Consider the following 16,839-nt stretch of genomic DNA (forward strand, 5'->3'; position numbering starts at 1 on the left):
CCCCGCCGCCCGTCACGGCCGCGGTGCCGTGAGGTACCGCTGCACGGTGGGCCCCAGCCAGGCGACGACGTCCGCCCTGGTCAGGTCCGCGGCGGGGCCGAACCGCAGCACGTACCGCACCAGCGCCATGCCGAGCACCTGCGAGGCGACCAGGGCGGCCCGCCGCGCCGCGTCCTCGCCGGCCCCGACGAACCGCTGCGCGAGCGGCAGGATCTGGCCGGAGAACACGTCGCGCATCCGCGCGGCCCCGGCCTCGTTCGTCACCCCCACGCGCAGCAGCGTCTGCAGCACGCTGTCGTGCTCCCAGAGGTCGAGGAAGTGCCCCACCAGTACCGCCCCGACGTCGTCCACCGGGATCGCGGCCAGGTCCGGGAGCACCAGCTCCACGTCGATGACCGCAGCGAACAGGCCCTCCTTGGAGCCGTAGTAGCGCATCACCATCGACGGGTCGATCCCCGCGTCCTGCGCGATGGCGCGCACCGTGGCGCGCTCGTAGCCGTCGGCCGCGAACCGTGCCCGGGCCGCGTCCAGGATCGACGCGCGGGTCACGTCGGAGCGGCGCCGCGGAGCATCGGTGTCTGTCATGCCAACAACTGTATGCCAACACACGTTGACCTTCGCCCAGCCGGTCCGCTACGTTGGTCAACAAGCGTTGGCAAACACTCGTTGGCCCACCCCAGGAGGACACCATGGACACGGACGTCGTCGTCGTCGGGGCCGGCCCGACCGGCCTGCTGCTCGCCGGGGACCTCGCCACGGCCGGGGCGCACGTCACCGTGCTGGAGAAGCGGCCGGCCGGGCTGAGCAACCTGACCCGGGCGTTCGCCGTGCACGCGCGCAGCCTCGAGGTGCTCGACGCACGCGGCCTGGCGGACGAGCTGCTCACCCGCGGGCAGCAGGTCACCAGCCTCCGGCTCTTCCAGCGGCTCACCATCGACCTGGCGGACCTGCCGTCCCGGTTCCGGTACGTGCTCGTCGCGCCCCAGTACGAGGTGGAGCGGCTGCTGCGGCGCCGCGCCGAGGAGGCGGGCGCCGTCTTCCGGCACGACACCCGGGTCACCGCCCTGGCCCAGGACGACGACGGCGTCACGGTCACCACCGCCGACGGCCCGGACCTGCGCGCCCGGTACGTCGTCGGCACCGACGGCGCGCGGTCCACGGTGCGTGACGCCGTCGGCATCCCGTTCCCCGGCCGGGCAGTGATCCGCTCGATGGTCCTGGCCGACGTCCGGCTGGCGCGGCAGCCCGCCGACCTGCTCACGGTCGCCGCCGCGAACGACTCCCTCGGGTTCCTCGCCCCGTTCGGCGACGGCTGGTACCGGTTCATCGGCTGGCACGGCGACCGCGACGTGAGCGAGGACGAGCCGGTCGACCTCGACGAGGTGCGCACCATCGCCCGCGCCACGCTGCACGACGACTTCGGCATGACCGAGGCGCGCTTCCTGTCCCGCTTCCACGCCGACGAGCGGCAGGCGCCCGCCTACCGCGCGGGCCGCGTCCTCCTGGCCGGCGACGCCGCGCACGTGCACAGCCCCGCGGGCGGGCTCGGCATGAACACCGGCATGCAGGACGCCGCGAACCTCGGCTGGCGGCTCGCCGCCGCGCTGCGCCTGCCCGACGACGCGGCGGACGCCGTGCTCGACGGCTACGAGGCCGAACGGCACCCGGTGGGGCGGCAGGTGCTGCGCACCAGCGGCGGGATCCTGCGGGTCGCCACCCTGCCGGGGCCGCTGGTCGCGGCTGTACGGCGCAGCGTCGTCGGCCTGGTCTCCCGGGTGGCCCCGGTCCGCCGGCGGGCGGCGCTCACGGTGTCCGCGCTGGGCGTCGCCTACCCGCACCCCCGCGGAGCGCACCCGCTGGTCGGCAGCCGGGCGCGGGACCTCCCGCTGGAGGGCGGGTCGCGTCTCGCCGAGGCCCTCCGCGCCGGGCGGTTCGTGCTGGTCGCCCCGGCGGACGCGCCGGCTCCCGGCCTGCCGGCCGCGCCCGGCGAGGTCGACCCGGCCGAGCGCGTCGTCGTCCGCCGGTCCGACGGCGGCGCGACCGCCCTGCTGGTGCGCCCCGACGGCTACGTGGCCGGCGCGGTCGCGGGTGCGTGACCCGCGACCGCCGGCGACGTCGGCCTGGTGCCCGGCGGCTCAGTACTCGTAGCTGTAGCCGGACGTGCTCTCGTCGAAGAAACCCTCCCGGAACTCCGGGATGCTGAACAGGATGACGATCCCGACGACCAGGAGCAGGGTCAGCCCGATCGTCACCCAGCCCGTGATGATGCCGACCAGGCCCATGCCGCCGTTGTCGGCCTGGCCCTCCTTCTGCGCCCTGCGGCTCAGGTGCCCCGTGATGATCGCCGGGATCCCGGCCAGGAAGCCGCCGACACCGCAGGCGAACAGCAGGATGACGCTGAGGATGCCCAGCACGAGGGACCAGACCCCGAGCGAGTTCTTCTCCAGCGGTGCGGCGTAGCCGTAGTAGGGCGCGCCGTACGGGTAGGGCTGCTGCCCCGGGTACGGCTGGGGCGGGTAGGGCTGGGCCGGGTAGGGCTGTCCCTGCTGGTCCCACTGCTGCTGCTGATACGGCTGCTGGTAGGGGCTCGGCGGTCCGGCCTGGCCGGGCGCGGACCCTGGTCCGGGACCATAGGCCGGGCCGGGCTGCGGGGCGTCCGGCTGCTTCGGCGGGTCGTAGGGCGACTTCCACTCGTCGGGCTGGCTCATGCCTCCCCCTTCCACGGGGTGCGCGGGATGCTGCGTGCTGCCGCAGGCCGCCGGACCGCGGTCATACCTGGGTCACCGAGAATGCCGCCCCGAGGAGCCCGACCACCAGGAAGACGATCCAGACCAGCACCGCGGCGCCGGTCAGCGCCACGTTGATCCAGCCCAGGACCAGGCCCGCCGTCGCCGAACCGGGGTTGTTCGCCAGGCCCTCGCGGACCGCCTTGTGGCTGGCGTTCCCGGTGACGATGGCGACGATGCCCAGGACGAGCGGGCAGAGGATCCAGCTCAGGATGCCCGTCACCAGCGACCAGACGCCCAGGTCGTTCTTCGGGGGCGCGACCGGGTAGGCGTACTGCGGCGGAGCGCCGTACTGGTACGCGGCGGGGCCCTGCGGCGGGTACGGCTGCACCTGGCCGGAGGAGTACTGGCCGGACGGGTACTGGCCGGACGGGTACTGACCCGAGGGATAAGGGCCGGGCTGACCCGGGTACGGGACCTGCTGGCCCGACGGGTGCTGCACGGGATACCCGTACGCGGGGCCCGGGGGCGGCGCCGGGGGCGTGGGCGCGACCGCCGTCTGCTCCCCGGTCGGCTGGTCCGGCGCCGTCTGCTCGACCGGCGGCTGCGGGCCGGCCGGCTGGTCGTTCGGGTCCCGCGGGCCGTGCCCGTCGTCGGGCTGGGTCATCGTGCTGCCTTCCATGCTCGGGCGCGCCAGGGGGCGCTGACGGGAGACGACGAGTCAGCCCGCCGCACGACCGAGGGAGTCTCACCTCGGGTGCGGCGGGCTGACCGGCTGCTGCGGAGCGGGCTCAGCTGTTCTCGAGCTCGTCCATGAGCTCCTGGAGCTCAGGGTCCATGGTCGCGCCGGAGTCGCCGAGCTCCTGCTCGTAGCTGTTCTCGAAGCTGTCCTGGAACTCCGGGGTCGAGACCAGGAAGGCCGCGAACGCGATGTAGGCGATCACGCCGAGCGTGACCAGCACCGTCCCGATCCAGCCCAGGACGAGACCGGCGAGGCCCATGCCACCGTTGTCCGCGAGACCCTCGCGCTGCGCCTGCCGGCTCTTGGTACCGGTGATGATTGCGGCGATACCCGTGAGCAGACCGCAGCCGAGCACGGACAGGATGCCGAGCACGAGCGACCAGACGGCGAGGCTGTTCTTCGGCAGCGGCGCGCCGTAGGCGGGCTGACCGCCCTGCGCGTAGACCGGCTGCTGCTGGTCGTACGGCTGCTGCCCGTACGGCGCCTGCTGGTACGGGGCGGGCTGGCCGGGGACCGGGCCCGGAGCCGGTGTCGCCGGCTGTCCCTGCTCGGGCGGCTGCTGCGGCGGGTCGTAGGGCGACTGGCCGCCGTCAGGCTGGGTCATCGTGCTACCTCTCTGCTTGCGGTGAGCCGGGGGACTGGACCGGCCCGGAGGTGCCAAACCTACAGGTAGGACGCCCCGCGCGGCAGGAAAACCGCGCGGGGAGTCCTACCCGTGTTCGCACGTGCGCGGGGTCAGTAGTTCCAGTCGTTGGGGTCCATGTCTTCCCATCCGTTCAGGCCGCCGGCGAACAGCCCGACCGCCAGCGCGATGACGAAGAACACGATGGCGAGCACGACCAGCACCACGTTGATCCAGCCCAGGATCAGACCCGCGGTGCCCATGCCGCGGTTGTTCGCCAGGCCCGCGTCGGCGGCCCGGCGGCTCATCGTGCCTGTGATGATCGCCGCGATCCCGAGCAGGAGCGGGCAGAACACATAGCTGAGGATGCCCGTGATCAGCGCCCACACACCCAGGTCGTTCTTGGGCGGCGTCTGCCCGTACCCGTACTGCGGTGCGGCCGGGGCGCCGGGCTGGCCGTAGGGCGTCGGGACGCCCTGCTGCCCGTAGGGTGCGCCCGCGTCGGGACCGGCCGCCGAGCCCGGGTACGGCTCCTGCGGGCCGGGCTGCTGCGGGCCGGGTTGCTGCGGGCCGGGCTGCTGCGGGCCGGGCTGCTGCGGTGTGGGCTGCTGTCCGGCGGGCTGCTGCTCCGCGCGGTACGGCTCGCCCGGAAGAGGCTGCGTGGGTGTCGGGTCCGAACCCTGCGAAGGGGTCGACCCGGGCAACGGCTGCGTAGGCGGCGTCTCCCGCTGGGGATCGCGCGGCGTACCGCCCTCGTTCTCGGTCATGAGGCTGCCTTCCCTTCCAGTTCAGGGAGCTGGGAGCACCGGGACCGATGCCCCTCCTCCACCTAACCAGGGATGACGCAGACCTGCGCGCGCGGCAGTGCCCTCACTCGCGCCGCCAGGTCTCCACCTGGTGCGCCAGCACGAAGCCCAGGCGCTCGTAGACGCGGCGCGCGGGCGCGTTGTCGTCGTAGAGGCCGAGCGTCACCAGCCCGTGCTCCGCGACGCCGTCCGCCGTCATGCGGGCCGTCAGGGCGCTGCCCAGCCCCCGCCCGCGGCGCGTCGGGTCGGTCCCGATCGACCCGAGGTGGACGGACCCGGTCGGGGTCGGGGTCGCCGATCCCACGGCGACCAGCGCGCCGGCGCGCTCCCCGGGGGACGCAGACGGGGCACGCACCCCGTACCAGCGGGTCAGTCGTGCCCGGGGTCCCGACGCGCCGGAACGCGTGCGGGGGTTCGCCCGGGCGAGCAGGCCGACGATCTCGTCGGTGTGCCGGTCCAGGTCGAGCACCTCGACGGCCGGCGACCCGTCGCGCACGGGCGGCGCCACCTCCGTGACCATGCGGTCCCAGGTGGAATCCGGCGCGAGGCCCCAGCCCGCGAGGGTCTCGCCGGCCAGGGCCCCGGTGCCGCGGGTCACCGTGGCGGCCACGACGTCGCCGTCGGGCACCACCGTGGTCATCAGGCGCGCCAGCCGGTCGGCCCGGCCGACGGCGTTGAGCCACCGGCCGGGCCGCTCCCCCGTCGGGTCGACGAGCTCGACGACGGCGGCCGCACCGGCGTCGTCCGGACTCGTCCGGTCCGTCCAGGTCCGCGTGACCTCGAAGAAGTCGGAGCGCGCCCGGTGGAAGACGTGGTCGAGCCCGTGGCCGCCCAGCCGCGTCACGCCGTGGGGGCCGCCACGGGTGCGGCCTCGGGCGTGAAGTCGACGCCGGCCTCCTTGCGCTGCTCCGGCGTGATGGGCGCCGGCGCCGCCGTCAGCGGGTCGAACCCGCCGCCCGACTTCGGGAACGCGATGACGTCGCGGATCGAGGCCGACTTCGTCAGCAGGGACACGATGCGGTCCCAGCCGAACGCGATGCCGCCGTGCGGCGGGGCGCCGAACGCGAAGGCGTCGAGCAGGAAGCCGAACTTCTCCTGCGCCTCCTCGTGCCCGATGCCCATCACCTCGAAGACGCGCTCCTGCACGTCACGGCGGTGGATACGGATCGAGCCGCCGCCGATCTCGTTGCCGTTGCAGACGATGTCGTACGCGTAGGCCAGGGCCTCGCCCGGCTCCTTCTCGAACGAGTCGATCCATTCGGGCGTGGGCGACGTGAACGCGTGGTGCACGGCGGTCCAGGCGGACGAGCCGAGGTCGACGTCGTCGTCCTCGCCGGCCGGCTTGAACAGGGGCGCGTCCACGACCCACACGAAGGACCAGGCGTCATCCGTCTCAGGCGTGCCGATCTGTCCGAGCTTCCGCGCGATCTCCAGGCGGGCGGCGCCGAGCAGGGCCCGCGCCTCCGACGTCTTGCCCGCGGCGAAGAAGACGGCGTCGCCGGGCCGGGCGCCGGTCGCGGCCGCCAGGCCGGCGCGCTCGTCGTCGGACAGGTTCTTGGCGACGGGGCCGCCGAGCTCTCCCTCCTCCGTGAAGGTCACGTAGGCGAGTCCGCGGGCGCCGCGCTGCTTGGCCCACTCCTGCCAGGCGTCGAACTGGCGGCGCGGCTGGGCCGCCCCGCCGGTCATGACCACGGCGCCCACGTACTCGGCCTGGAACACCCGGAACGGCGTGGCCTTGAAGTAGTCGGTGAGCTCCACGATCGGGTTCTCGAACCGCAGGTCCGGCTTGTCGGTGCCGTACAAGCGCATCGCCTCGTGGAACGTGATGCGCTGGATGGGCGTGGGGATCTCGACGTCGACCAACGCCCAGAGCGCCTGGAGGATCTTCTCGCCGAGGGCGATCACGTCCTCCTGGTCCACGAAGCTCATCTCGACGTCGAGCTGCGTGAACTCCGGCTGGCGGTCGGCGCGGAAGTCCTCGTCGCGGTAGCAGCGCGCGATCTGGTAGTAGCGCTCCATGCCGCCCACCATGAGGAGCTGCTTGAAGAGCTGCGGCGACTGCGGCAGCGCGTACCAGGAGCCGGGCGCGAGGCGCGCCGGGACCAGGAAGTCGCGGGCACCCTCCGGGGTGGACCGGGTCAGGGTCGGCGTCTCGATCTCGACGAAGTCCTGCTCGTCGAGCACGCGGCGCGCGGCCTGGTTGGCCTTGGCACGGAGGCGCAGGGCGTGCGCGGGGGCCGGACGGCGCAGGTCGAGGTAGCGGTGCTTGAGACGCGCCTCCTCGCCGATCACCTCGGTGTCCGCGAGCGCCGTGGACACCTGGAACGGCAGCGGCGCGGACTCGTTGAGGGTGACGACCTCGGTGGCGACGACCTCGATCTCGCCGGTGGCGAGGTTGGCGTTGGCGTTGCCCTCGGGGCGGCGGCCGACCTCGCCGGTGACCTGCAGCACGAACTCGGCGCGCAGCGGGTGGGCGATCTCCTCGTCGCGGATGACGACCTGGGCGATGCCGGACGCGTCACGCAGGTCGATGAACGCCACTCCCCCGTGATCACGGCGGCGGTCGACCCAGCCCGTGAGGGTGACGGTCTGGCCGATGTGCTCGGCCCGCAGTGAGCCGGCCGTGTGGGTGCGGAGCACGAAGAAGTCCTTCCAGCGTGAGGTGAGGGTCGACGAGAATTCTAGTCACCGCCGGGGCTCCTTCGCGCCGCCGGCCGTGGTGGGCGCCGCTGCGCGTAGCCTGACGCCCATGGCCAGGACTATCGCGACCAACACGACCGTGTCCCGGGACGAGCTGCTGGAGTTCCTGCGCTCGCGCCGCAACGGGATCCTCGTGACGAGCAGGGCCGACGGCGCCCCGCAGCTCAGCCCCGTGACGTACGGCGTGGACCCGCAGGGCCGTGTCGTCGTCTCGACGTACCCGGAGCGGGCCAAGGTGCGGAACCTGAAGGCGCGGTCCGCGGCGTCGTTCCTGGCGCTCGGCGAGGACTTCGGGGGCGCCTGGGTGCAGGTGGACGGCACGGCCGAGGTGCTGGACGTCCCCGAGTCGGTGGAGCCTCTGGTCGACTACTTCCGCGCGGCGGCCGGCAAGGAGCACCCGGACTGGGACGAGTACCGCGCGGCGATGGTCGAGCAGGGCAAGTCGCTCGTGCGCATCACGATCGAGCGCTGGGGTCCGGTGGCGACGGGCGGGTTCCCGGCGCGTCTCGCCGAGGGCTGACCCGCCTCGCCGCCACCGGGCGTCAGCCGGCGTCGTCCGCCTTGCCCTTGTCCTCGCCGCCCAGCCGGATGACCGCCTTGTAGGTGAGCCAGGTGATGCCGGCGCAGGCCAGACCCGCGGGCACGACGACGGCGAGCGTCAGCCAGTCCCGCTCGCCGTCGAGCAGGCTGCCGATCCAGACCATGAGCAGCACGCCGGAGAAGAGCGTGCCGCCGACGGCGGCGAGGAGAACGAGGACCAGGGCGAGGATGCCGGCCAGCTTGCCGAGCTCGAGCACGGCTTTGCCGGTGCCTGCCACCGCGGCTCCGGCGGTGCGCAGGATCCCGTCCTCCTCGACCTCCCGGTCGGCGCGGGCCCGGCCCGCCTGCTTGATCCGTTCCTTGTCGGGACGCTCCGGTGCCGTCGCGCGGGGAACGGGCACGACCAGTTCCTCAGGCACGTGCCGGTCCACCAGCTCGGCGACGGTCGACGCGTCGAGGTCGTCGTGCAGAGTGGGCTCGAACGGGATCCGCGCCCCGTCAAGCGCGACCAGGAGGCGCCCGCCGTCGGGGTGAGCCAGCAGCGCGGCCGTCTCGGCGAACCGGACGGTCGTCCGGGTCCGCCCGTCCCGGAGCGTGGCGCCGTGGTCCCCGACGACGATCGTCGCGTCCACGTCGATGCGCTCGAAGGCGCGGCCGGTGACGGCCTCACCCGCACCCCGCCGCGCGACGGCGGTCCCGGCCCAACCGGACCCGACCGGCGCGACCAGCAGCCCGGTGTCCCAGGCGGCGCGCGCCAGGGAGACGACGTCGGCGGCGGTGACCTCGGCGATCGCCGCTCTCCGTTCGGCCGGCGACGGGACGGGCTGTCCCAGCAGCGTCAGCAGGGCCTCGTCGGGCAGCCACATCGCCTCCTGGTGGGGCTCGTCGAACGCCAGGAGCAGGTGCGCACGCGCTGCCGCGACATCGTCCTCGGCGACGAAGTACCGCAGCCGACCAAGGGTGTCCAGGAACTCGCCTGTGGCCTCGGCGGCCGTCTCCGGTCGCAGCCCCGCGGCGATCCGCAGCGTGGCTTCCCGCCCGTCGAGCACGCCGATCGCGGCGGAGACGTCGTACGTCCAGCCCTGGTCCTGGCGCATGCGCCGGAACAGCGTCCGACGGGCCACCTCGGCGAGCACCTGGAGCGCGGGCACGTCCGGGGCCACGACCTCCCACACGACGTTCGGGCCGCCGGCCGGAGCCTCGGCGGGGAGTGACAGCACCGGCTCCGGGACAGCCGGCGGCGGATAGGGTGCTGCGGCGAGCCCTCCGGCCGGCAACGCCAGGCCGAGGTCCGGCTCCTCGTCACCCGCGTACCACGCGACCGCGTTGGAGCTCGCGAACCGCTCGGCGGACCACGACCGGAGATCGGCGGCGGTCGCGCCATGGAGTCCCACGTGCTGCCCCGGGCCCAGGCCGTACGACTGGAACCCGTACCGCCAGGCCATGACCCCGACTGCATCTGTCTGCCGCTCGTCGAGCGCACGTGTCTCGGTCTCGCGGTGCTGCACCGGCAGGTTCGCCAGGGCATGTGTCAGGTCCCGGAGCGTCGTTCGCACGCGCTCGGCGGAGCCGCTCACCCGCACGTGGGTCACGACAGGGCCGACCGAGGCAGTGATGTCCAGACCCGGCCGCTCGACCGAGCGCAGGGCGAGCGCCACCACCAGCGCGGTGATGCCGCTGGTGGCGAGCGTCTCGTCGGCAAGGCCCACGCGGAACACGAGACCTCCGGCGACGCGGCCGGGGTGCCGAGCGAAGAGGGTCCGGGGAAGCTCGCGCATAACGCCGGTCATCGCTCCCCCTTCCCGTGCCGCTTGCGCAGGAGCTGGACAGTGGTCGCCACCAGGACGAGCAGGGGAAGGAAGCCGAGGCGCAGCTCGGCTCCGAAAAGCTCCCGCGCGATCAGCTCCGCGACGACGAACAGGACGAACACGCCGAACCAGAGCGCGATCAGACGCTCGATGGTCCCCCACACCGAGCGCGCGACCTTGCCCGCCTTCTTCGGCGGCACAGCAACCGGGATGTCCTGCGGGGCGCGTGCGGGATGGTGCACCACGACGTCCTCGGGCACGTGCCGGTCGACGGACGCGGCGATGTCAGCCACCGTGAGGGAGCGATAGAGCGTCGGCTCGATCACGACCCGGAACCCGTCGGCCCCGGTGAGCACTCGCGCGCCGTCGGGCACCGTCTCCATCAGCACGCAGTCGGCGAACAGGACCGTCACGACGCCGTCGGGCGAGGCACTCCCGACACCGTCAGGACCGATCACGAGCGAGACGTCCGGCACGTCGATGCGCGGGTAGGACCGCCCCTTCGCAAGTGCAGGTGACTGCTCCGGGGCGGGTGCCATCCCGGCCCAGTCCAGGGGTGCCGGCCCGTACCAGAGCGCGCTGCCCCATACCTCGCGCATCGTGCCGAGGACGTCGTTCGCCGACACCTGTTCCACGGCGGCGCGAGCCTGGTCCGAACCGTCGAGGTCTCGACCGGTCACCATGCGGTAGGCGAGCGACGGCAGCAGGTCGGCGGCAGGCGCTGCCGCAGCCTCCGCCATCTCCTCGAGCATCCCCTCGCGGGCCGCGGCCAGGTCGTCCTCGGTCACGTGGAACCGGAGGCCGCCCAGCGCGTCGGCCAGGCCACCGGCCGCAGCGTCCTGGCGCCCCTCGGCCGCCCGCACGACAACGGAGACCCGCGCGAGCTCATCGTCCAGGTGGTCGTAGGACACGCTCAAGGACTGTGCGATGTCGGCGCTACGGCGCAGGTCGCGGTGCAGCACCTCCCGGATCACCCCGGTCGCCAGGAGCGCCGGATATCCTCGCGGCACCAACGCGTCGAGGGACACGCCGTCCCGTAGCCCGGACAGATACGCGGGTGTGCCCTTGAGCACGTCGGTCACGGCGGGCGGGTACATGCGCTCACCCGACGGCAGGCTCAGGTCCAGGCCCGCGGGAAGCGCGTCGGCAGTGACCCAGGCGACCGCGTTCTCACGTGTGAACATCCGTGCCGCCCACTGCCGTACCTCGGCCGGCGTGATCCGGTCGAGGCCCCGCTCGCCGTACCCCGCCAGTCCGTAGCCGCGCGCCCCGTGCCGGTTGACACGCAGCGCGCCTCCGAAGCCCGGATTCCTGCCCTCCGCCTCGGACCGCAGGATGTCCTTCTCGGTCTCGATCTGGTCGAGCGGCAGGTCCTGCAACGACGCGCAGACATCGTTCAGGTAGGACACGACGTCGTGGACCGATCCGGCCACATGGAACACCGTGACATCAGCGTGCGTCTGTCCGTTCAGGTGCGCCTCGCTGAGGACCTGCCCCCGCAGTGCGAGGTGCTCGACCAGGTGGGTGATGCCGGACGTCGCGAGGGTCTCGTGCGCGGTGCCGACACGGAAGACGATCCCCGCGCCCAGGTTCCCCTCACGCGGAGCAAGGAGCACAGGGACCCCGTCGGACTCGGAAAGCACGACACCAGGGAAGTCCGCCAGGTCCGGAAGCGCGGAGATCGTCATGCCGGCACGCCCGAACGAGCGGAGACCTTGGCTGCGGCCTTGGCGGCGTTGTCCCGCTGCACCTTGTAGGGCACCTCGGCCCGGACGTCGTAGTAGCCCCACATCCCCTCGACGGGCGAGTTCCCGAGGGCCTCGAAGTGCGGCCAGGCCTCGGCAGGCACCTTGGCGATCGTGAAGAACAACGCGAAGTTCGCGTGAGCCGTCGCCGTCGCCGCGGTACGGGAGTGGTCGGGATGCAGCACCGTGGCGGCGGCCGCCTCACGAACCCGGTCCACCATCGCGGACGGGACCTTCTTCTCGCCGTCGAGCCACCGTTCGATCGCGTGGTCGACCACGAGAGCCGGACCGAGGGCTCCAGGTGCGGCGTCGGCCGCGCACTCCTCGACGAACCGGGACGCCTCCTCCCACGACCCGCTCCACTTGGGCAGGATCTGCTGGTGGTACACCCGCTGCGCGGCGAAGAACTGCGGGTCGAGCGCCGCGAGCCGGTCGTACCGGCGTCGCGCCTCACCATGCCCGAGCTGCAGGCCACGAGCCGTCGTGATCCGGGGCTCCCAGGCCGGTGCGTAGCCGGGGTGCTCCGAGCACACGTCGAACAGGACGCGCTCGGCCTGCCGGAGCCAGTCGTGGAACTGCTCGAACTGACTCGCCGAGACGTGCTCCGCGCGCGCGTGCGACCGGATGGCCCAGCCCACCGTGACGTACCGGACCGCGCGCAGGGTACGCGCGAGCGGCGTGCCGTCGTCGGCGGCCTCGATCGCCGCCGTGAGGCGCTGCGCCTCGTCCGTGACACCGGCTGTCGTGTCCGCGATCTCCCACAGCGCGGCCGCGATGTCGTCGGGCACGGTGAGGCCGCGGACGACCGCGAGCGCCGCCGCCGGGTCCCCCGCGTCACGGGCCGCCCGCAGGGCGGCGCCGTCGGGCACGTGTGCCAGCGGGTCGAAGAAGGTCGCGGTCGGCGCCGCGTCGCGCGTGGTGGCCATCGGTTACCTGTCCGGGGGTGGTCGGGATCCTGGGGGGCGTCGGTGCCCGACCGGAGATTACTGGCGCCGCCGGACCTGCCCGGGCGAAATCGGACCGCAGCCCGGGTGAACTTCCCAAAAGCACTCGGAACGGTCATCTCGACCCGGGGCGAGGGTGCACGGGCAGGGCACCGGACCTGCGACCATGAGCGGGTGCGAGAGATCAGGCAGAGCCGCAAGCTGAAGTCCGTCCGGTACGACGTCCGGGGTCCGATCCTGGAGGAGGCGTACCGCCTGGAGGCCGAGGGTCACAAGATCCTCAAGCTGAACATCGGCAACCCCGCGCCGTTCGGGTTCGAGGCGCCCGAGGCGATCCTGGCGGACATGATCCACCACCTGCCGCAGGCGCAGGGGTACAGCGACAGCCGCGGCATCTACTCGGCACGCACCGCCGTGGCGCACTACTACCAGTCGCACGGCATCGACACGCACGTGGACGACGTCTACATCGGCAACGGCGTCTCCGAGATGATCAGCATGGTGCTGCAGGCCCTGATCGACGACGGCGACGAGGTGCTCGTCCCGGCGCCGGACTACCCGCTGTGGACCGGGGCCGTGAGCCTGCAGGGCGGCACGCCCGTGCACTACCGCTGCGACGAGTCCAACGGGTGGAACCCGGACCTGGAGGACATCGAGTCCCGCATCACTCCCGCCACGAAGGCACTGGTGATCATCAACCCGAACAACCCGACGGGCGCGGTGTACAGCGAGTCGACCGTCAAGGGGCTGGCCGAGCTGGCACGCAAGCACGACCTGGTGCTCCTGAGCGACGAGATCTACGAGAAGATCCTGTTCGACGGCGCCACCCACCACCACACCGCCACGTTCGCCGCCGACGACGTCCTGTGCATCACGTTCAGCGGCCTGTCCAAGGCGTACCGGATCTGCGGCTACCGGTCCGGCTGGGCCATGATCTCGGGCCCCAAGCACCGCGCCGGCGACTTCATCGAAGGGCTCACCCTCGTCTCGAACATGCGCATGTGCGCCAACGTGCCGGCGCAGCACGCCATCCAGACGGCGCTGGGCGGCTACCAGTCGATCGACCACCTGGTGCAGCCCGGCGGCCGGTTCTACGAGCAGGCCATCCTGGCGGACAAGCTGCTCAACGAGATCCCGGGCGTCACCTCGGTGCGCCCGCGCGGTGCTCTGTACTGCTTCCCGCGCCTGGACCCGGAGATGTACCCGATCGAGGACGACGAGGCCTTCGTGATCGGCCTGCTGCGCGCCAAGAAGATCCTGGTGACGCACGGAACGGGCTTCAACTGGCCCGAGCCCGACCACTTCCGCCTGGTGACGCTGCCCGACGTCGACGTGCTCACCGAGGCGATCGGCCGCATCGCGGAGTACCTGGAGGAAGTGCGGGCCTGACGCCTGTCCCCACCTTCTCAACCTTCTCAGCCGGCGAGCCGGACGTGGACGTGCATGTCGTGGTGGCCGTCCGCGTGCCGGGCGGCCCCACGGCGGGTCCCCTCCAGGGCGAACCCGGCTTTCTCGGCGACCCGGCACGACGCCGGGTTGAGCGTCGAGTGCTCCAGCTCCAGCCGCCGGAACCCGACGTCGAACGCCCAGGCGCTCGCCGCCGTGACCGCCTGCGGCGCCACGCCCTGGCCGCGGGCGGCCGGGACGGTCCAGTAGGCGATCTCGGCGACGCCGTCGAACAGGACGAGGTCCTTGAGCGCGAGCCGCCCGAGCAGCGTGCCGTCGGCGGCCGCGACCGCCCACTCGAGGCGGCGTTCCTGCGCCCAAGCGCGCTGCCAGCCCTCGATCATCCCGCGCGCCTCGTCAGGGGAGTCGATCCGGCGTACGTGCCAGCGCTGGATGTCGGGGTCCGCGTAGGCGGCCTGGAGGGCGACGGCGTCCGTGCCGCTCCAGGGCCGCATCCGTGCACCGCTCGGGAGTGGCAGCGTGGGTTGCGCCAGCTCCGCCAGGGTGCCCGGTGTGATCGTGTACGGGGCGAGCTCAGCCATGCCGACACGATAGGTGCCAGGCGCAGCGGCCGACGTAGCCGCGTCGAGGCCCTGCGGTCACGGCACGGCATGGACGTCGCCGGTGCGGGCGATGGCGCGCAGGTGCGCCCGCGCCTGGCGCACCACCGGGTTCGTCTCGGCGCGGGCGGCGAGCTCGATCAGCGCGACAAGGTCGGCGGACCGGGCGAGATGGAGGGCACGACGCCGGTCGGAGCCGTCGGCGCCGACACCCGCGGACCAGCCGTCCAGGACGCCCTCGACGTAGGGCGGCTCCCGGTCGAACCGCAGCAGGTTGCCCAGGTCCGTGGCCGGGTGCCCCGCGTGCGCGAACTCCCAGTCGAGAACGCCGGTGACCTGGAGCGTGGCCGGGTCGACCAGCACGTTCTTGGGGTTCAGGTCGCTGTGCACCAGGCAGGGCGTAGCGCCCTCCCGGTCGACGCCGGCCCGCTCGGCTACCTTCCGCAGACCGGCGACCTCGCCGTCGGACCAGCCTCCCGCGGTCAGGCCCGGCGCATGGGCGTCGACCCAGTCGGGCAGCCAGAGGTCGAACGGCTCGATCCGCAGGTCCGCGCCGGCGAACAGCCCGGTCCGAGGCATCGGCGTCGTGGCGAGCGTTCCGGCGACCCGGCCGAGCGCTCGGCCCAGCGCCCCGAGGGCGCCCTCGGTCGAGCGTCCGCCCTCCCGCCGTCCGCCCTCCCTGTGCTCCGCGACGAGGCGCGCGAGCACCAGGTCGCCGCGCTCCCCCGGCAGCAGCTCGGTGACGAGCGCCCCGGGCAGCGCGCCATCGCCGTCGTGCACCTCGCGGACCGCAGGGACCGGAAGGGCGCTGCGGACCCGGTCGAGCAGCGCCGCCTGGATCCGCGCGGCGTCCGGGGTGTGCCGCGCGTCGGCGAAGAACCGGACCACGAGCCGGTCCCCTCCCCTCGCCGCGCGCGACGGGGTCGCGAGGAACGTCTCCCCGGACCACCCGCCCGTCAGCGGCTCCAGGAGGTACCCGGGCAGGCGCGGGTCGACGCGCGGGGTCGGGGGCTGCATCAGAAGAGGGTCTCGTTCCCGACGTCCGCGCCGATGGACGCCGCGCCGACGCCGTCGGACCGCACCCCGGTGAACGCACCGCGCGGGTAGTCCCCCTCGGCGTGCTGGTCGTCGGTCAGGTCCCCGGACGCGGCACGCGTCCGGTGCATCGCGGCCCCGCCCAGCCCGCGCTCGCGGATCAGGGGACGCACCCGCTCCCAGAGCCAGTCGCGGTAGCCCCGGTGCGCGTAGGCGCCCCGCGCGTAGACGCGGCCGTAGCCCTCCACGAGGTGCGGGTGGTCTCGCCCGAGCCAGCCGAGGTACCACTCGCGGGCACCGGGTCGCAGGTGCAGCGGCAGCACGGTGACGCCGGTCGCGCCGGCCTCGACCAGGTTGTCGAGCAGCCGTTCGAGGTGCGCGAGCGAGTCGGTCAGCCAGGGCAGCACCGGCGCCACCATCACGCCGCACGGCAGGCCCGCCGCCCGGATCGCGCGGATCAGGTCGAGGCGGGCCTTCGGCGTGGGGGTGCCGGGCTCGACGGCCTGCTGCAGCTCCCGGCCCGACGGCGTGTCGGCGAACGCGAGCGAGACGCCGAGACCGATGTCGACCTTCTGCGCGGCCTCGACGAGCAGCGGCAGGTCGCGCCGCAGCAGCGTGCCCTTGGTCAGGATCGAGAACGGCGTGCCCGAGTCCGCGAGCGCCGAGATGATGCCCGGCATGAGCCGGTAGCGGCCCTCGGCCCGCTGGTACGGGTCGGTGTTGGTGCCGAGCGCGACGGCCTCGTGGCTCCAGGTGCGCTTGGCCAGCTCGGCCCGCAGCACCTGGTCGGCGTTGACCTTGACGACCACCTGGGAGTCGAAGTCGTGTCCGGCGTCGAGGTCGAGATATTCGTGGGTATTTCGGGCAAAGCAGTAATAACAGGCATGACTGCATCCGCGGTACGGGTTCACCGTCCAGCGGAACGGCATCTGGGACGCCGCCGGCACCTTCGACAGCGCGCTCTTGGCGAGCACCTCGTGGAAGGTCACGCCCGCGAACTCGGGTGACCGGACGGTGCGCAGGAGCCCGGCGCCGCGCAGCCCGGGCAGTTCCAGCCCGGGCAGCGCGCCGTCGTCGTTCGAGATTGCCTGACCGTTCCAACGCATGACCCGATTCGAACACTTGTTCGAGGAGACGTCAAGCTGTCCACAGACTCACCCGGAAC

Annotated in this window: 16 protein-coding genes; 3 read left to right on the top strand and 13 right to left on the bottom strand. The window is 73.1% G+C overall.

Annotated elements, in window-relative coordinates; all coding sequences use genetic code 11:
- Positions 1-12: 12 nt before the first annotated feature.
- Positions 13-585 (bottom strand): TetR/AcrR family transcriptional regulator, encoded by a 573-nt coding sequence (locus tag QRN56_RS08550; RefSeq protein WP_285102396.1) that lies wholly within the window; start codon positions 583-585, stop codon positions 13-15.
- Positions 586-689: 104 nt separating this feature from the next.
- On the opposite strand from QRN56_RS08550, the gene QRN56_RS08555 reads away from it, so the two are divergent.
- On the top strand, positions 690-2,096 hold the full coding sequence (locus QRN56_RS08555; RefSeq protein WP_285102398.1) for an FAD-dependent monooxygenase: 1,407 nt from the start codon (positions 690-692) through the stop codon (positions 2,094-2,096).
- A 39-nt stretch (positions 2,097-2,135) separates the two neighbouring features.
- Here the strand turns inward: QRN56_RS08555 and QRN56_RS08560 are convergent, their stop codons facing one another.
- From QRN56_RS08560 to aspS, 6 genes are all read right to left on the bottom strand, one after another.
- Positions 2,136-2,708 carry a DUF4190 domain-containing protein gene (locus QRN56_RS08560; RefSeq protein ID WP_285102399.1) on the bottom strand — a complete coding sequence of 191 codons (573 nt, stop codon included), beginning with the start codon at positions 2,706-2,708 and terminating at the stop codon, positions 2,136-2,138.
- Between the two features lie 61 nt (positions 2,709-2,769).
- On the bottom strand, positions 2,770-3,393 hold the full coding sequence (locus QRN56_RS08565) for a DUF4190 domain-containing protein (protein WP_285102400.1): 624 nt from the start codon (positions 3,391-3,393) through the stop codon (positions 2,770-2,772).
- Between the two features lie 124 nt (positions 3,394-3,517).
- Positions 3,518-4,072 carry a DUF4190 domain-containing protein gene (locus tag QRN56_RS08570; RefSeq protein WP_285102401.1) on the bottom strand — a complete coding sequence of 185 codons (555 nt, stop codon included), beginning with the start codon at positions 4,070-4,072 and terminating at the stop codon, positions 3,518-3,520.
- A 131-nt stretch (positions 4,073-4,203) separates the two neighbouring features.
- Positions 4,204-4,857 (bottom strand): DUF4190 domain-containing protein, encoded by a 654-nt coding sequence (locus QRN56_RS08575; RefSeq protein ID WP_285102403.1) that lies wholly within the window; start codon positions 4,855-4,857, stop codon positions 4,204-4,206.
- 103 nt (positions 4,858-4,960) lie between these two features.
- Complete coding sequence (locus tag QRN56_RS08580) at positions 4,961-5,740, bottom strand: GNAT family N-acetyltransferase (protein ID WP_285102404.1); 780 nt, start codon at positions 5,738-5,740, stop codon at positions 4,961-4,963.
- On the bottom strand, positions 5,737-7,536 hold the full coding sequence (gene aspS / locus QRN56_RS08585) for an aspartate--tRNA ligase (protein WP_285102405.1): 1,800 nt from the start codon (positions 7,534-7,536) through the stop codon (positions 5,737-5,739). The genes QRN56_RS08580 and aspS overlap by 4 nt, the downstream gene beginning before the upstream one ends.
- 109 nt (positions 7,537-7,645) lie before the next feature.
- Between aspS and QRN56_RS08590 the strand changes: the two genes are divergently transcribed.
- Positions 7,646-8,116: a PPOX class F420-dependent oxidoreductase gene (locus QRN56_RS08590; RefSeq protein ID WP_285102406.1), complete on the top strand. Its 471-nt coding sequence runs from the start codon at positions 7,646-7,648 to the stop codon at positions 8,114-8,116.
- A 22-nt stretch (positions 8,117-8,138) separates the two neighbouring features.
- On the opposite strand, the gene QRN56_RS08595 is transcribed toward QRN56_RS08590, so the two are convergent.
- The 3 genes from QRN56_RS08595 to QRN56_RS08605 are packed head-to-tail and all read right to left on the bottom strand — an operon-like array spanning position 8,139 to position 12,615.
- Entirely contained in the window at positions 8,139-9,926 is a 1,788-nt protein-coding gene (locus tag QRN56_RS08595; protein ID WP_285102407.1) for an insulinase family protein, read from the bottom strand.
- Positions 9,923-11,587 (bottom strand): peptidase M16 family protein, encoded by a 1,665-nt coding sequence (locus QRN56_RS08600; RefSeq protein ID WP_285102408.1) that lies wholly within the window; start codon positions 11,585-11,587, stop codon positions 9,923-9,925. Before QRN56_RS08600 ends, QRN56_RS08595 begins: the two co-directional genes overlap by 4 nt.
- A 41-nt stretch (positions 11,588-11,628) precedes the next feature.
- Positions 11,629-12,615 (bottom strand): hypothetical protein, encoded by a 987-nt coding sequence (locus QRN56_RS08605; protein ID WP_285102409.1) that lies wholly within the window; start codon positions 12,613-12,615, stop codon positions 11,629-11,631.
- A gap of 192 nt (positions 12,616-12,807) precedes the next feature.
- Between QRN56_RS08605 and QRN56_RS08610 the strand changes: the two genes are divergently transcribed.
- A complete protein-coding gene (locus QRN56_RS08610; protein WP_285102411.1) occupies positions 12,808-14,022 on the top strand; it encodes a pyridoxal phosphate-dependent aminotransferase in 1,215 nt (404 codons plus the stop codon).
- Between the two features lie 26 nt (positions 14,023-14,048).
- Here the strand turns inward: QRN56_RS08610 and QRN56_RS08615 are convergent, their stop codons facing one another.
- The 3 genes from QRN56_RS08615 to QRN56_RS08625 are packed head-to-tail and all read right to left on the bottom strand — an operon-like array spanning position 14,049 to position 16,780.
- Positions 14,049-14,621 carry a GNAT family N-acetyltransferase gene (locus QRN56_RS08615; RefSeq protein ID WP_285102413.1) on the bottom strand — a complete coding sequence of 191 codons (573 nt, stop codon included), beginning with the start codon at positions 14,619-14,621 and terminating at the stop codon, positions 14,049-14,051.
- A gap of 57 nt (positions 14,622-14,678) precedes the next feature.
- Entirely contained in the window at positions 14,679-15,656 is a 978-nt protein-coding gene (locus QRN56_RS08620; RefSeq protein WP_285102414.1) for a phosphotransferase family protein, read from the bottom strand.
- A complete protein-coding gene (locus QRN56_RS08625; RefSeq protein ID WP_285102416.1) occupies positions 15,656-16,780 on the bottom strand; it encodes an Rv2578c family radical SAM protein in 1,125 nt (374 codons plus the stop codon). Before QRN56_RS08625 ends, QRN56_RS08620 begins: the two co-directional genes overlap by 1 nt.
- Positions 16,781-16,839: the final 59 nt, after the last annotated feature.

This window comes from Promicromonospora sp. MEB111, assembly GCF_030209445.1.
Lineage (GTDB): Bacteria > Actinomycetota > Actinomycetes > Actinomycetales > Cellulomonadaceae > Promicromonospora.

Bases quoted from the DNA above. Each gene is read 5' to 3' on its own strand.
- QRN56_RS08550 (WP_285102396.1), bottom strand. From the start codon at position 585: ATGACAGACACCGATGCTCCGCGGCGCCGCTCCGACGTGACCCGCGCG.
- QRN56_RS08555 (WP_285102398.1), top strand. From the start codon at position 690: ATGGACACGGACGTCGTCGTCGTCGGGGCCGGCCCGACCGGCCTGCTG.
- QRN56_RS08560 (WP_285102399.1), bottom strand. From the start codon at position 2,708: ATGAGCCAGCCCGACGAGTGGAAGTCGCCCTACGACCCGCCGAAGCAG.
- QRN56_RS08565 (WP_285102400.1), bottom strand. From the start codon at position 3,393: ATGACCCAGCCCGACGACGGGCACGGCCCGCGGGACCCGAACGACCAG.
- QRN56_RS08570 (WP_285102401.1), bottom strand. From the start codon at position 4,072: ATGACCCAGCCTGACGGCGGCCAGTCGCCCTACGACCCGCCGCAGCAG.
- QRN56_RS08575 (WP_285102403.1), bottom strand. From the start codon at position 4,857: ATGACCGAGAACGAGGGCGGTACGCCGCGCGATCCCCAGCGGGAGACG.
- QRN56_RS08590 (WP_285102406.1), top strand. From the start codon at position 7,646: ATGGCCAGGACTATCGCGACCAACACGACCGTGTCCCGGGACGAGCTG.
- QRN56_RS08595 (WP_285102407.1), bottom strand. From the start codon at position 9,926: ATGACCGGCGTTATGCGCGAGCTTCCCCGGACCCTCTTCGCTCGGCAC.
- QRN56_RS08605 (WP_285102409.1), bottom strand. From the start codon at position 12,615: ATGGCCACCACGCGCGACGCGGCGCCGACCGCGACCTTCTTCGACCCG.
- QRN56_RS08615 (WP_285102413.1), bottom strand. From the start codon at position 14,621: ATGGCTGAGCTCGCCCCGTACACGATCACACCGGGCACCCTGGCGGAG.
- QRN56_RS08620 (WP_285102414.1), bottom strand. From the start codon at position 15,656: ATGCAGCCCCCGACCCCGCGCGTCGACCCGCGCCTGCCCGGGTACCTC.
- QRN56_RS08625 (WP_285102416.1), bottom strand. From the start codon at position 16,780: ATGCGTTGGAACGGTCAGGCAATCTCGAACGACGACGGCGCGCTGCCC.